This is a genomic window from Pseudomonas sp. NPDC087690, assembly GCF_044743175.1.
GTDB lineage: Bacteria > Pseudomonadota > Gammaproteobacteria > Pseudomonadales > Pseudomonadaceae > Aquipseudomonas.
The window spans coordinates 546,279-561,241 of record NZ_JBIUVX010000002.1; the positions used below are offsets into that span (position 1 = coordinate 546,279).

General features: G+C 59.1%; 13 protein-coding genes. 4 read left to right on the plus strand and 9 right to left on the minus strand.

Annotation, left to right across the window (positions count from 1 at the left end):
* Window positions 1–82: 82 nt before the first annotated feature.
* The 7 genes from ACIPIZ_RS06655 to ACIPIZ_RS06685 all read right to left on the minus strand — a co-directional run bounded on the left by ACIPIZ_RS06655 (window position 83) and on the right by ACIPIZ_RS06685 (window position 5,414).
* On the minus strand, window positions 83–646 hold the full coding sequence (locus ACIPIZ_RS06655) for an NUDIX hydrolase (protein WP_105705040.1): 564 nt from the start codon (window positions 644–646) through the stop codon (window positions 83–85).
* Window position 647: 1 nt separating this feature from the next.
* Entirely contained in the window at window positions 648–1,400 is a 753-nt protein-coding gene (locus tag ACIPIZ_RS06660) for a GntR family transcriptional regulator (RefSeq protein WP_064392974.1), read from the minus strand.
* A 42-nt stretch (window positions 1,401–1,442) separates the two neighbouring features.
* A complete protein-coding gene (locus ACIPIZ_RS06665; RefSeq protein ID WP_064392973.1) occupies window positions 1,443–1,847 on the minus strand; it encodes a carboxymuconolactone decarboxylase family protein in 405 nt (134 codons plus the stop codon).
* A 135-nt stretch (window positions 1,848–1,982) separates the two neighbouring features.
* Window positions 1,983–2,468, minus strand: coding sequence for a flavin reductase family protein (locus tag ACIPIZ_RS06670; RefSeq protein ID WP_016984497.1), 486 nt, complete (start codon window positions 2,466–2,468; stop codon window positions 1,983–1,985).
* Window positions 2,469–2,480: 12 nt separating this feature from the next.
* Entirely contained in the window at window positions 2,481–3,962 is a 1,482-nt protein-coding gene (locus ACIPIZ_RS06675; RefSeq protein WP_008088056.1) for an aldehyde dehydrogenase, read from the minus strand.
* A complete protein-coding gene (locus ACIPIZ_RS06680) occupies window positions 3,959–4,792 on the minus strand; it encodes an alpha/beta fold hydrolase (RefSeq protein ID WP_008088048.1) in 834 nt (277 codons plus the stop codon). The genes ACIPIZ_RS06675 and ACIPIZ_RS06680 overlap by 4 nt, the downstream gene beginning before the upstream one ends.
* A gap of 31 nt (window positions 4,793–4,823) precedes the next feature.
* Window positions 4,824–5,414, minus strand: a complete 591-nt coding sequence (locus tag ACIPIZ_RS06685; RefSeq protein WP_007917992.1) for an amino acid synthesis family protein — start codon at window positions 5,412–5,414, stop codon at window positions 4,824–4,826.
* A gap of 237 nt (window positions 5,415–5,651) precedes the next feature.
* Between ACIPIZ_RS06685 and ACIPIZ_RS06690 the strand changes: the two genes are divergently transcribed.
* The 3 genes from ACIPIZ_RS06690 to ACIPIZ_RS06700 all read left to right on the plus strand — a co-directional run bounded on the left by ACIPIZ_RS06690 (window position 5,652) and on the right by ACIPIZ_RS06700 (window position 10,312).
* Window positions 5,652–6,620 carry a hypothetical protein gene (locus tag ACIPIZ_RS06690; protein ID WP_064392972.1) on the plus strand — a complete coding sequence of 323 codons (969 nt, stop codon included), beginning with the start codon at window positions 5,652–5,654 and terminating at the stop codon, window positions 6,618–6,620.
* Between the two features lie 267 nt (window positions 6,621–6,887).
* Window positions 6,888–7,931, plus strand: coding sequence for a YCF48-related protein (locus ACIPIZ_RS06695; RefSeq protein ID WP_122854173.1), 1,044 nt, complete (start codon window positions 6,888–6,890; stop codon window positions 7,929–7,931).
* On the plus strand, window positions 7,928–10,312 hold the full coding sequence (locus ACIPIZ_RS06700) for an RND family transporter (RefSeq protein WP_064392970.1): 2,385 nt from the start codon (window positions 7,928–7,930) through the stop codon (window positions 10,310–10,312). The genes ACIPIZ_RS06695 and ACIPIZ_RS06700 overlap by 4 nt, the downstream gene beginning before the upstream one ends.
* A 365-nt stretch (window positions 10,313–10,677) precedes the next feature.
* Here ACIPIZ_RS06700 and ACIPIZ_RS06705 read toward each other — a convergent pair whose 3' ends face one another.
* Window positions 10,678–11,397, minus strand: a complete 720-nt coding sequence (locus ACIPIZ_RS06705; RefSeq protein ID WP_064392969.1) for a FadR/GntR family transcriptional regulator — start codon at window positions 11,395–11,397, stop codon at window positions 10,678–10,680.
* A gap of 185 nt (window positions 11,398–11,582) precedes the next feature.
* Window positions 11,583–13,319, minus strand: coding sequence for an IlvD/Edd family dehydratase (locus ACIPIZ_RS06710; protein ID WP_007917984.1), 1,737 nt, complete (start codon window positions 13,317–13,319; stop codon window positions 11,583–11,585).
* Window positions 13,320–13,512: 193 nt separating this feature from the next.
* On the opposite strand from ACIPIZ_RS06710, the gene ACIPIZ_RS06715 reads away from it, so the two are divergent.
* Window positions 13,513–14,835 carry an MFS transporter gene (locus tag ACIPIZ_RS06715; protein WP_008088041.1) on the plus strand — a complete coding sequence of 441 codons (1,323 nt, stop codon included), beginning with the start codon at window positions 13,513–13,515 and terminating at the stop codon, window positions 14,833–14,835.
* Window positions 14,836–14,963: the final 128 nt, after the last annotated feature.

The window sequence follows — 14,963 nt, forward strand, 5'->3', positions numbered from 1 at the left end:
CGCTCCGCGTCCCTTTCAACGCCGAACGCGGAGCGTCCGAAGAGGCATTCCCACGCGGAGCGTGGGAACGATCAGATCGTGATCAGCGGATAAAGTGGATCTTGCCGCTGTCGTCATTGCCCATGTAAATCCCATACACCCCAGCCTGGCGCTCTTCGATATAGCGCTCAAGAATCTGCCGGATCGCCGGGTAATAGATCTGTTCCCACGGAATGTCTTCAGGCGCGAAGAATTTGTAATCCATGGTCTCAGGCCCGTACTGCCCGGTGATCTCCTGCGCGATCGCACGAAAGATGATGTACACCTCGCTGATCTTCGGCACGCTGAAAATCGAGTACGGCGAGACGATTTCCGCACGCACGCCGCTTTCTTCCCAGACTTCGCGGATCGCCGCTTGCTCGGTGGTCTCGCCGCTTTCCATGAAGCCGGCCGGCAGCGTCCAAGTGCCCGGGCGCGGGGGAATCGCCCGTTGGCACAAGAGGTATTTGCCGTCCTGCTCGATGATGCAGCCGGCGATGATCTTCGGGTTTACATAGTGGATGTAGCCGCAACCGCGGCACATCAGGCGCTCGTGCGTATCGCCCGGCGGTATCTGCTGACCGAGGTCAGGGCCACCGCATTTCGGGCAAAAGCTCGGGCTGAACATGTCATTGACCTATGCGTGGTTCTTTCAGCGCGATCGGCAGGGTGATCGCGGGCGTAGCGCCGGTTTCTTCCTGTTTGCGCTTGAGATAGTCGAGGGCCACGGCAGCCGCTGCGCGAACGTGATCGACACAGGCCTGATGCGCCGCCAGCGGATCGCCGCTCTTGATCGCCGCGACCATTTTTTCCATTTCCTGATTACTCGCGCCGCGACGGTTTTCCTGGGACACCGAGGTCGCGCGCAAGTAGCTGATGCGCGCCTGCAACTGACGCAACTGAGTGGCCGCAACATGGTTGCCCGAGCCTTCGAGCAGCACATCGTAGAAGCCCTGCACCGAGTCGATGACCTGTTGCAACTCGCCGTCCTTCAACGCTTTGCGATTGTCGTCGAGGGCTTTTTCCAGGGCTTTGATGTCCTTGGCCTTGGCGCGCAGGGTGAACAGCTGCACGATCAAACCTTCAAGCACGCAGCGCAGTTCGTAGATATCGACGGCGTCGGCCAATGTGATGATGGCGACACGCGGACCTTTGGCATCGGCGAACTCGACCAGGCCTTCGGATTCCAGGTGACGCAAGGCTTCACGCACGGAGGTGCGGCTGACGCCCAGGCGATCGCACAGATCGCGCTCGACCAGACGATCACCGGGCATGAGCTGAAAATTCATGATCGCGCTACGCAGTTTGTCCAGCACGATTTCGCGCAGGGTAACGGGGTTGCGATTGACCTTGAAGCTGTCGTCGAGGGGCTGGCGTTTCATGGGGTCCGCTCTTTAAGTTGGCTGTCCATGCCAGACGGGCATCTAAACAGCCGAGGGGTTAACTGAGGCTTCGGCGTCGGCTTCGGCAAAGGCTTCACGGGCCAGCCGGAAACTGTCCACGGCTGCCGGAACGCCGCAATAAATGCCGACCTGAAGCAGAATTTCGCGTATTTGCTCACGACTCAGGCCGTTACGCAAGGCGCCGCGTACATGCAGTTTCAGTTCGTGCGGGCGGTTGAGCGCCGAGATCATCGCCAGGTTGATCATGCTGCGCTCCTTGAGCGACAGGCCTTCGCGTCCCCAGACGTGGCCCCAACAGTATTCGGTGACCATTTCCTGCAGGGGGCGGGTGAAGTCGTCGGCGTTATCGATTGAGCGCTGCACGTAGGTTTCACCGAGTACCTGAGTGCGGATTTTCAGGCCTTTTTCGTACTTTTCGTTACTCATAAATCCTCCAGTCACCACAAATCCCTTGTAGGAGTGAGCCTGCTCGCGATAGCGGTGGATCAGTCGACATCAATGTTGAATGTCAGTCCGCCAATCGCGAGCAGGCTCACTCCTACAGGGGGTGGTGTGAATCCGTCAGGCCAGTGTCGGCAACGGCCCGAGCTTGCCTTTGTGGTAAATCATCGGCGTCACCGGTTGCGCGGGCAGGATCAGGTTCTTCACCGCGCCAACGATAATCGCGTGATCACCACCATCGTATTCCCGCCACAACTCGCACTCGATGATCGCCGTCGCCTTGGCCAGAATCGGGTTACCGAGCTCGCTCAGATGCCACTCGATGTCCTTGGCCTTGTCCTTGCCCTTACCGGCGAAGGCGTAGGCCTCGGCAGTCTGGTCAGCTGACAGCAAATGGATCGCGAACTTCTTGCTGTCGCGCAACACCGGATACGTGTCGGAAGCATAGTTGGGACAGAACAACACCAGCGCCGGGTCAATTGATAGCGCGCTGAAGGCGCTGGCGGTGATGCCGACAATGCCGCCTTCCGGGTCAACGGTAGTAACCACCGTGACGCCGGACGGGAACGAGCTCATGACGTCTTTGTAAATGCCGGGTTCGATCATTTCGCAGGACTCCTAGCGCATCACAAACGGATCAGGCATCGGTGCCTGGGAGAGGTTGATCCACACCGTTTTCAGTTCGGTGTAGGCCAGCACCGAATCGATGCCGCTTTCGCGTCCATAGCCACTGTTCTTGAAGCCGCCGATCGGTGCCATCGCTGACACCGCGCGGTAAGTGTTGACCCAGATAATCCCCGAGCGCACATCGCGAGCGAGGCGATGGGCGCGACCGAGATCGCGGGTCCAGATGCCGGCCGCCAGGCCGAACTGCGAGTCGTTGGCAATCGCCAGCGCTTCGGCTTCATCCTTGAAACGAATCACCGAAGCCACCGGGCCGAAGACTTCTTCCTGCATGATCTTCATCGAATTGCGGTCGCATTCGAACAGCGTTGGCTCGTAGAACCAGCCTTCGCCGAGATCCGTTGGGCGCTTGCCGCCGGTACGCAAACGCGCGCCCTCGGCGATAGCATCGGCAACCAGACCTTCGACCACCGCCAGTTGCTGCGCGGTGGCCATCGGGCCCATTTCGCTGTTGTCTTCCTGCGGATTACCGATGCGAATGCGCTGGGCGCGCTCGACCAGTCGGTTGACGAATTCGTCGTAGATTTCATCCTGCACCAGCAAGCGCGAACCGGACACGCAACTCTGCCCGGAGGCGGCATAGATCCCGGCAATCGCGCCGTTGATCGCGCTGTCCAGATCGGCGTCGGCGAAGATGATGTTCGGCGACTTGCCGCCCAGTTCCAGCGACAGCTTGGCGAAGTTCTCCGCGCTGCTGCGCACCACATGCCGCGCCGTCGCCGCGCCGCCGGTGAAGGCGATCTTGCGAATCAGCGGATGGCGGGTGAGGGCGGCGCCAGTACTCGGGCCGTAACCGGTGACGACGTTGACCACACCCGGCGGAATCCCCGCTTCGAGGGCCAGCCGCGCCAGCTCAAGAATGGTTGCCGAGGCGTGTTCGGACGGCTTGATCACAATCGTGTTGCCGGCGGCCAGGGCCGGGGCGAGTTTGATCGCGGTCAGGTACAGCGGGCTGTTCCACGGAATGATCGCCGCGACCACGCCCATCGCTTCGTGCACGGTGTAAGCGAACAAATCCGGCTTATCCAGCGGCAACGTGCCGCCTTCAAGCTTGTCGGCAAGGCCGGCGGTGTAGTGGAAAAACTCCGGCAGATAGCTGACCTGACCACGGGTTTCGCGGATCAGCTTGCCGTTGTCGCGGCTTTCCAGCTGCGCCAGTTGTTCCTTGTTCTCTGCGATCAAATCACCGAGACGGCGCAGTAACTTGCCGCGTGCGGTGGCGGTCAGGCCGCGCCACGCCGGGCTGTCGAAAGCAGTCTGTGCCGATTGCACGGCGCGTTCGACGTCCGCCTCATCGGCGTCAGGCAGTTCGGCCCAGGCTTGCGCCGTGGCCGGATTGAGGCTTTCGAAGGTTTTCCCGGAGAGGGCGTCGACCCATTCTCCGCCGATGCACATCTGGAAGCGTGCGAGTGTCATGCAACGATCCCCTTTATATGGTTTTGTCGGGAGTGTGCGAATTGGAGAAATTCCAGCAGCGTCTGATTGACCAGACGCGGCGACTCTACGGGCATCATATGCCGTTGCTCGGGCAGCACGGCAACCTTTGCACCGGGGATGCGTCGTGCCAGTTGCTCGGCCATTTCCGGGGTCGAACCGGGGTCGAGTTCGCCCGTGGCGATCAGCGTCGGCGCCTGAATGCTGCCCAGGTCGTCGGCGCGGTACATGTCTTGGGTGGCGAACAATTCATAAGTGGTCAGGTAACCCTGCGGATCATTATTGGCGAGGGTCTGGCGCAATGCGGCGATCTGCGCCGGATTGGCCGCCTGATACTCGCGGCTGAACCAGCGTGACAGCGCCGCTTCGGCATTGGCGTCCGGGCCGTGTTCGGCCGCTTGCGCGGTACGAGCGATGACACCGGCACGCTGTTCTTCACTGCGGTTGAACACGCTGTTCAACACCACCAGGCTTTGCAGGCGCTGCGGGTAATGCAGGGCAAAGGCCCGCGCGACCAGACCGCCCATGGAGAAACCGATCACTGCGGCCTGTGGCAAATTCAGGTGATCGAGCAGCTCCAGCAACTGATCGGCGTAACCGAGCAGGTTGGTGCCGCTGGCCGGTCGCGGGCTGGCGCCATGGCCGAGCATGTCGTAGGCGATCACTTGATATTGGCTGGACAGGCCGACAATCTGCCCGCCCCACATTTCTTTGTTCAGGCCCACGCCGTGGATCAAAACCACGGGCTGGCCTTGGCCGGTCGCCAGGTAACTGGTGCCAGCCGGGGTGAGTTCAGCGGTGAGCCGAATCATGGAGCGCTCCTGCAATGCCTTTTTATTGTGGTTACTGGGCTTTTTCGGCGGCCAGTTCTTCCAGATCGATGTAGCGGTTGCCGATGCGCGGGTGCAGACGACCACCGTCGGCGCAGCCGAGTACGACAACGATTTCGTCGGCGCGCGGCGCGTCTTCGATCTGCATTTCCAGGGTGATGTAGTGCGAACGCTGACCTTCGTCGTCCTTGTGCATCATCGGGATCTGGATCGAAGTGCCCGGACCGCCGCGCTTGTTGGTGAAGCTCAGGTAGCTCTTGGCGTTGACGGCTTCGCGGTAGTGGTTGCCGAAGCGCAGGGTGTGGATCACGGCGGAGGCGTGTTCGATCTCGCCGTCAGCGCCGACCACAGCGGCCTTGCCGTAGGCCTCGATCTTTTCCGCACCGCCGATGATGCCGACCAGACGCTCAACCATCAGCGCACCGAGGTCGGAGCAGTTGGCGCGGATCTGCGGCTTGAGGTCTTCGACGAAACCGTTGCCCACCCAAGGGTTTTTCATCACCACGGCGAGGCCGACCATGGTCACTGGCTTGTCAGTGGCTTTGCCGCCTTCGATGAAGGTTTCTTCGACATAGCTGACGATCTTGCGAATTTCGAAACTCATGAGCTGCTCCGTTGAGGGATTGAGAGTGTCTGTGCGTCTGATGGTATACCATAATACCGATCGTGCAAGTCCTCGTAGAGAATTTATGGATCAATGGATGGGCGAGGTGTGAAACGACCACGGCGGGTGGCCTCTGGCTGTAGAGAGAGGCTGCGGGGAACCTGAAAATCTGATCGAACATCACCGCCGACCGTGAGATAAAGTCGGCATTTTTTCAGGAAAGGGTGTTCACGGAAGATGCTTGTTTACATTTCAACCTATTTGATTGCCGCTCTGATTCTCGAAGTAATCAGGCGCAACATGAAGGCTCCGCTGTTTATTCGAACAAGGCTCAAACATTTTCCGTGGAAGCTCAATTACAGCCTTGGTTGGTGGGGAACTGATGAATACCTGGCTGCCGTGACTGCTGGATCCTTCCTGTTGCTGATCGTCTTCACCTTTTGGGTAGCCTTCGGTAGTTCAATCAGCAAACTGGTCGGATGGGGGTTATGGGCGATTATCTCTATCAGCTCGTCAGTTTTATTCATCAGATATTTCAAACTGATTCCCAAACTTCTGGCCAATATCTGGTGGCTCACCTTGTTGACTGCGTTGATAGCTATCGGTATCGGGCAATATTCGAGCATTTTGGCTGATAACTTTATTGTCAGTTACACCCGAACCGATGCTGGACAGTTCCCTGCCGCACAGAAAGCTATAGGAGTGGTGATATCGGTATTTTTATGGACATTTTTTGCATCCCTGATACTTGGTATTCTGGCCTTTGGCGCGTTCGTGATTTTGAACATTTTGGCGCAGAGCTCTGTTGATCCGCTGAAGCATTTACGTCTACCCCCTCAGTTTGGAAGAGGATACAAACCGGGCCGTAGCGAAATAAGATTCAGGAGTTTGCGCATGATCGTACTGGGCGGGCCTTTTTTTACGTTCTTGAGCCTTCTATATATGTGGGAGTTTCCGCTCACGCATGCGGATGAGGGGCTGCAAGAAACACTAGTGTTCTCCTCATTCCATCTTCATCCCCGAGACTGCGCCATTCCCGGCATGCCACAAGGCGCCAGAGCGGCATTGATCAGCGAAAAACAAGCGGTTATCGCCATTCCTGAGGCCAAGGGTTATGTCTTCGAGACCATGCCCTGCGATGTCCAGTCAACGCGGGTTCTCGAAGAAGAGGCTGCCAAAAGACTGAAGCAGGATGACTACTTTTGACGGTTGTTGCCAAACCCGAGTTCTCGGCGCGTCATTACCTCGGCGAATGACCGGACATTCACCCTGAACCTTGATCCCGCGCGGTTAACAAAAGATAACGTGGCGCCGATTGTCAGACGTTTCTAAAGCCCGATAGGATGAGCCAGCTTCCGAAGTGGCTCTGGATTGCGGGTTTCAGGACTATGCTCCTGAGCAGCCATCAGCGGAGCACACTTGCGGCGCCCTTGAAGGCCAGATGGCCTAACAATAATAAATAGGGGAAGGTCTATGAGTCGTTGCCGCCCGCCGGCGTTACGCAACACCGCGTTGCTGGCCACAGCACTCTCTCTGCTGGGCTTTGCCACGTTATCGGCACCGTTGATGGCCGCCGAGGCGCCTGCCGACGTGGTCTATGCCACCGAATCCAGCAAAGCGGCGAAAAGCCTGATTCTCGATGTCGTCCACGCCGGTGCGCGTCTGGTCGCGGTCGGGGATCGCGGGCACATTCTCTATTCCGATGACCAGGGCAAGACCTGGACCCAGGCCAAGGTGCCGAGCCGGCAACTGCTGACCGCGGTGTATTTCGTCGATGACAAGCACGGCTGGGCGGTCGGTCACGACGCACAAATCCTCGCCAGCGCAGACGGCGGTCTGACCTGGACCAAACAATTCGAAGACCTCAAACGTGAATCGCCGCTGCTCGACGTCTGGTTCAAGGACGTCAACAGCGGCCTTGCCGTGGGCGCGTACGGCGCGCTGCTGGAAACCACCGATGGCGGCAAGAACTGGGAAGACGTCAGCGACCGCCTCGACAACGAAGATCAATTCCACCTCAACGCCATCGCGGCGGTGAAGGACGCCGGTCTGTTTATCGTCGGCGAGTCGGGCAGTATGTTCCGCTCCGCCGACGACGGTCAGACCTGGGAAAAACTCGAAGGCCCGTACGAAGGCTCGCTGTTCGGTGTGATCGGCACGGCACAACCGCAAACCCTGCTGGCTTACGGCTTGCGCGGCAATCTTTATCGCTCCACGGATTTTGGCAGCAACTGGGAGCAGGTCGAGCTGAAAGCCGCGCGCGGTGCGCTGGAGTTCGGCCTGTCCGGCGCGACCCTGCTTGAAGACGGTTCGATCGTCATCGTCGGCAACGGCGGTTCGGTGATCAGCAGCAGCGACAACGGCGAAACGTTCAGCGTGTTCAACCGCCCGGATCGCATCTCGCTGTCTTCCGTCACCGCTGCCGGCGACGGCAACCTGATTCTGACCGGGCAGGGTGGCGTTCACACCACACAGCCAAACGGCGCCGAAGTTAATAATAAGAAGGCGGGGCTATGACTTCCTTGATCACTCCTCAGCAGGACAAGGCGACGTTTCTTGAGCGCCTGATCTTCAACAACCGCCCGGCCGTGATCCTGATCTGTCTGGTGGTGAGCATTTTCCTGTTCTGGCAGGCCACGCTGATTCGGCCGTCGACCAGTTTCGAAAAAATGATCCCGCTCAAGCATCCGTTCATCGAGAAGATGATGGAGCACCGCAACGATCTGGCCAACCTCGGTAACACCGTGCGCATTTCGGTGGAAGCCAAGGACGGTGACATCTTCTCCAAGGAGTACATGGAGACCCTGCGCCAGATCAACGACGAGGTGTTCTACATCTCCGGCGTTGACCGCTCCGGGCTGAAGTCGCTGTGGAGTCCGAGCGTGCGCTGGACCGAAGTGACCGAAGAGGGTTTCGCCGGCGGTGAAGTGATCCCGCAGAGCTACAACGGCTCGCAGGACAGCCTCGACCTTCTGCGCAACAACGTGCTCAAGTCCGGCCAGGTCGGGCGGCTGGTGGCCAACGACTTCAAGTCGAGCATCGTCGACATCCCGCTGCTGGAGTCCTACCCGGACCCGGAAGACCAGGGCAAGTTGCTCGCGCTGGACTATCGCAAGTTCTCCCATGAACTCGAAGACAAGATCCGCAACAAGTTCGAAGCGCAGAACCCTAACGTCAAAATCCACATCGTCGGTTTCGCCAAGAAGGTCGGCGACCTGATCGACGGTCTGGTGATGGTGGTGTTGTTCTTCGGCATCGCTTTCGTCATCACCCTGATCCTTCTGTTGTGGTTCACCAACTGCGTGCGCAGCACCATTGCGGTGTTGAGTACGACACTGGTGGCGGTGGTCTGGCAGCTTGGTCTGATGCACTTCTTCGGTTTCGGGCTCGATCCGTATTCGATGCTGGTGCCGTTCCTGATTTTCGCAATCGGTATTTCCCACGGCGTGCAGAAGATCAACGGTATCGCCCTGCAATCCAGCGAGGCCGACAACGCATTGACCGCGGCGCGGCGCACCTTCCGGCAACTGTTCCTGCCGGGGATGATCGCGATTCTCGCCGACGCGGTGGGCTTCATCACGCTGCTGATCATCGATATCGGTGTAATCCGTGAACTGGCCATCGGCGCGTCGATCGGCGTGGCGGTGATCGTGTTCACCAACCTGATCCTGCTGCCGGTGGCAATTTCCTATGTCGGCATCAGTAAACGCGCGATCGCCAAGAGCAAGAAGGATGCTAATCGCGAACACCCGTTCTGGCGCCTGCTGTCGAACTTCGCCAACCCGAAAGTCGCACGCATCTCGGTGCTGCTGGCGCTGATCGCCTTTGGTGGCGGCCTCTGGTACAGCCAGAACCTGAAAATCGGTGACCTCGACCAGGGCGCGCCGGAGCTGCGTCCGGACTCGCGCTACAACAAGGACAACAATTTCATCATCAGCAATTACTCCACCAGCTCTGACGTATTGGTGGTAATGGTCAAGACCAAGGCTGAAGGTTGCTCGCGTTATGAAGCCATGGCGCCGATCGATCAGTTGATGTGGAAGATGCAGAACACCGAGGGCGTGCAGTCGGCGATCTCGCTGGTGACCGTGTCCAAGCAGATGATCAAGGGCATGAACGAGGGCAACCTGAAATGGGAAACCCTGTCGCGCAACCCGGACGTGCTGAACAACTCGATTGCCCGTGCTGACGGTCTGTACAACAACAGTTGCTCGCTGGCGCCGGTGCTGGTGTTCCTCAACGATCACAAGGCAGAAACCCTCGATCGGGCAGTTCACGCGGTGCAGGAATTCGCCAAGGACAACAACAAGGACGGTCTGGAATTCATCCTCGCGGCCGGTAACGCCGGGATCGAAGCGGCCACCAACGAAGTCATCAAACAGGCTGAGCTGACCATCCTGATTCTGGTGTACATCTGCGTGGCGGTGATGTGCATGATCACCTTCCGTTCTTGGGCGGCGACCTTGTGCATCGTCCTGCCGCTGGTACTGACCTCGGTACTCGGCAACGCACTGATGGCGTTCATGGGCATCGGCGTGAAGGTTGCGACCTTGCCGGTGGTGGCGTTGGGTGTGGGGATTGGTGTCGACTACGGCATCTATATCTACAGCCGTCTGGAGAGTTTCCTGCGTGCTGGCTTGCCGTTGCAGGAAGCCTATTACCAGACGCTGAAGTCCACCGGTAAAGCCGTGCTGTTCACCGGCCTGTGCCTGGCGATTGGCGTGTGCACCTGGATCTTCTCGGCGATCAAGTTCCAGGCTGACATGGGCCTGATGCTGACCTTCATGTTGCTGTGGAACATGTTCGGTGCGCTGTGGCTGCTGCCGGCACTGGCGAAGTTCCTGATCAAGCCGGAGAAACTGGCGGGGCAGAAGGGTAACTCGCTGTTTGCGCATTGATCTGAAGGGCTGAAACGACAAAGCCGCAACCTTTGGGTTGCGGCTTTTTTTGTGGCTGAAGATCAAGAGCCCCTCACCCTAACCCTCTCCCGGGGGGAGAGGGGACTGACCGAGGTGTGCGGCTTGATCCATCGACCTGAGATACCGAGTTGATTATGGCTTTAAAGCAAATCACTCGACTTGAGATACCGAGTCGATTATGGATTCACAGCAAATCGTTCGACTGGAGATGTCGAGTCGGTTATGGATTCACTACAAATCGTTCAAGTCGGCGTAAATCTCGAATATCCCCCGGTCGGTCCCCTCTACCTCTGGGCGGTCCGACGTTTCGGGAGGGCTAGGGTGAGGGCAAGCAGTCTCAAGCCTTAAGTCAGTTCAGCGCCAAGCACAACACTCAAAGCACTACGCGCATCATCCAGCTGCACCAACGTCGCATGCCGAGCACCGAGGGCATCACGATTCTCGATCGCCGTCAAAATCGCCTTATGCCGAGGCAACGCCAACTCATGCAGATTCGGCCGCTGATTCGAATGCTTCAACGCCTCGGCAATCGCCACCGACAACATGTTGCACAGGTTCGCCAGCAAATCATTGTGCGTCGCATCGGCAATCCGGCTATGGAAATCCAGATCCGGCTGCAACAGCGCCTCCGGCGTCGGCGCCGCTTCCATGCGCTGATAGGCCTCACCAATCGCGGCAATATCCGCCTCTGTCGCATGTTGAGCGGCGAGGGCGGCAGCAGCGGGTTCAATAATGCTGCGCACACTGGTCAGCACATTGAAGAACTCATTCTGCGGGCTGCTTTGCATCAGCCAGTGCAGCACGTCCGGGTCGAGCATGTGCCATTCGCGGCGCGCCTTGACCACCGTGCCGACGCGGGGTTTGGAATACACCAGACCCTTGGCCACCAACACCCGCGTGGCTTCGCGCAAGACCGGCCGGCTAACCGCGTACTCCTCGCAGAGCAAGGCTTCGGCGGGCAGTTTATCGTCGGGCAAAAAGCGTCCGGAGACGATCTGCATGCCCAGTTCCTGGACGATGCGCGAGTGCATGCTTTTGCGGTCGGAGGGTTTGCGGTAATCCATGGGGAACGGCGCGATCCTGAGCGATGGAGATGCCGCGCATCATAGCAGGCGTGCGGCATTCTTGAGGCTGATGCATAGCAAATGTAGGAGTGAGCCTGCTCGCGATTGCGGTGTGTCAGTTACCAGAGTTATCAACTGACAGATTGCTATCGCGAGCAGGCTCACTCCTACAGGGGGCGGTGGGCTTAGTGAGAATGGCGCGGTACTTCGGCGCCTCGGCAACCAACGAGGAAATCAAAGTCACAACCCTGATCCGCCTGCAGCACATGATCGATGTACAGCTGACGATAGCCACCCACCAGCAACTGCTGCGGTGGCTGCAGATCGGCCATGCGCGCGGCCAGTTCGGCATCCGGAATATCCAGATGCAAACGCCCGGTGGCGCAATCCAGCTCGATCCAGTCGCCTTCCTTCACCGTGGCCAAAGGTCCGCCAGCCGCCGCTTCCGGCGCCACGTGCAACACCACTGTGCCGTACGCCGTGCCACTCATCCGCGCATCGGAAATGCGCACCATGTCGGTCACACCCTGCGCCAGCAACTTGGCCGGCAAGCCCATGTTGCCGACTTCAGCCATGCCCGGATAACCCTTCGGCCCGCAGTTCTTCATCACCAGAATCGAATCTTTATCGACATCCAGCTCCGGATCGTTGATCCGCGCCTTGTACATGTCGAAGTTCTCGAACACCACCGCGCGCCCACGATGCTGCATCAGTTCCGGCGTCGCGGCGGACGGCTTGAGCACCGCACCCAGTGGCGCCAGATTGCCGCGCAACACACAGATGCCACCGTCGGCGCGAATCGGATTGTCGAGGGTGCGGATCACCTCGTCTTCGCCATAAATCGGCGCGTCCTTGGTGTTCTCGCCGATGGACTTGCCGTTGACCGTCAGCGCATTCGGGTTGGGAATCAGATTGGCTTCACCGAGACGACGCAGCACCGCTGGCAAACCACCGGCGTAATAGAACTCTTCCATCAGGAAACGCCCGGACGGTTGCAGGTCGACGATGGTTGGCATGCCGCGACCGATGCGCGTCCAATCGTCCAGATCCAACTCGACGCCAATGCGCCCGGCGATGGCTTTCAAGTGAATCACCGCGTTGGTCGAGCCACCGATGGCGGCGTTCACGCGGATAGCGTTTTCGAAGGCTTCCTTGGTCAGGATCTTCGACAGTTTCAGATCTTCGCGAACCATCTCCACCGCACGCATACCGGACATGTGCGCCAGCACATAACGTCGTGCGTCCACCGCCGGAATCGCCGCGTTGTGCGGCAGCGAAGTGCCGAGCGCTTCAGCCATGCAGGCCATGGTCGATGCGGTGCCCATGGTGTTGCAAGTGCCTGCCGAACGCGACATGCCGCCCTCGGCCGCGAGGAAATCGTCGATGGTGATGGTGCCAGCCTTGACCTGTTCGCTGAGCTGCCAGACCACAGTGCCGGAGCCGATGTCCTTGCCCTTGTGCTTGCCGTTCAACATCGGCCCGCCAGTCACAACAATCGCCGGCACATCGCAACTGGCCGCGCCCATCAGCAGCGCCGGGGTGGTTTTGTCGCACCCGGTCAACAGCACCACGCCGTCAATCGGGTTACCGCGAATCGCTTCTTCAACGTCCATGCTCGCCAGGTTGCGGGTGAGCATGGCGGTCGGGCGCAGGTTCGATTCGCCGTTGGAGAACACCGGGAATTCCACCGGGAAGCCACCGGCCTCGATCACCCCACGTTTAACGTGCTCCGCGATCTGGCGGAAGTGCGCGTTGCACGGGGTCAGTTCCGACCAGGTGTTGCAGATGCCGATGATCGGCTTGCCATGGAACTGGTGGTCGGCGATGCCCTGATTCTTCATCCAGCTGCGGTACATGAAGCCGTTCTTGTCGGCCGTGCCAAACCATTGGGCGGAGCGCAGGGTGGGTTTCTTATCAGACATGATCGATTCTCTTATTGTATGACTATAGTGTTCCAGCTACGGCCTAATCTAAGCGTAAAATCCTGCGTTTGGAAGTGTTGTTGGTGAATTAGTATTACTATATAGTCGTTTTCGACGGAGGGATGGCCCTGACGGTTTTCCGTGAGAGGCGTCCCCCGAGGTTCTATAAAAACAACAATCGGAGACCGATCTCATGAGCCAGGAACTGCGGCTGATACGGCGCATAACGCTGAAACTGATTCCCTTCCTGATCCTGCTGTACCTGATCGCCTATGTGGATCGCTCCGCCGTCGGCTTCGCCAAGCTGCACATGGGCGCCGACATTGGCATCGGCGATGCGGCTTACGGCCTCGGCGCCGGGCTGTTCTTCATTGGCTACTTCCTTCTCGAAATCCCCAGTAACCTGATGCTCGAACGCTTCGGCGCACGCCGCTGGTTCGCGCGGATCATGATCACCTGGGGCGCCATCACTATCGGCATGGCCTTCGTCCAGGGCCCGCACAGTTTCTACGTGATGCGCTTTCTGCTCGGCGCGGCAGAGGCGGGGTTCTTCCCCGGCGTTCTCTACTACATCACCCAATGGTTCCCGGTGCGCCATCGCGGCAAGATCCTCGGGCTGTTCATCCTCTCGCAACCGATTGCGATGATGATCACAGGTCCCGTTTCCGGCGGTTTGCTTGGCATGGACGGCGTTCTCGGTCTGCATGGCTGGCAGTGGCTGTTCATTGTCATTGGCACCCCGGCGATCCTGCTGACCTGGCCGGTGCTGCGCTGGTTGCCGGACGGCCCACAGCAAGTGAAATGGATGGATCAGGCCGAGAAAGACTGGCTCACCGGCGAACTGAAAAAGGATCTGCAGGAATACGGCCAGACCCGTCACGGCAATCCGCTGCATGCGCTGAAAGACAAACGCGTGTTGCTGCTGGCGCTGTTTTACCTGCCGGTGACGTTGAGCATTTATGGCTTGGGTTTGTGGTTGCCGACGCTGATCAAACAGTTCGGTGGCAGCGATCTGGTCACCGGTTTCGTCTCGTCGGTGCCGTACATCTTCGGGATCATCGGATTGCTGATCGTACCGCGCAGTTCTGACCGCTTGAATGATCGCTACGGGCACCTCGCCGTGCTTTATGTGCTGGGCGCGATTGGCCTGTTCATGAGCGCCTGGCTGTCGTTGCCGGTGGCGCAACTGGCGGCATTGTGCCTGGTGGCGTTCGCGCTGTTTTCCTGCACAGCGGTGTTCTGGACCTTGCCGGGGCGGTTCTTTGCCGGTGCAAGTGCGGCGGCGGGGATTGCCTTGATCAATTCGGTGGGCAATCTCGGCGGGTACATCGGGCCGTTCGTAATTGGTGCGTTGAAGGAATACACCGGCAATCTGGCGTCCGGGCTGTACTTCCTCTCGGGGGTGATGGTGTTCGGCTTGATCCTGACCGGCATCGTCTACCGTGTACTGGAACGCAAACACGTCCTGCCGGTTGACCAATTTGCCGCCAGCGCCCGCGGCGCCACCCGAACCTGACAGACCAACGCTGACCCCCTGTAGGAGTGAGCCTGCTCGCGATAGCGGTGTATCAGTAAAAAAGTTGTCACCTGACACACCGCTATCGCGAGCAGGCTCACTCCTACAAGGGGGCGGCGGTGTTTCGA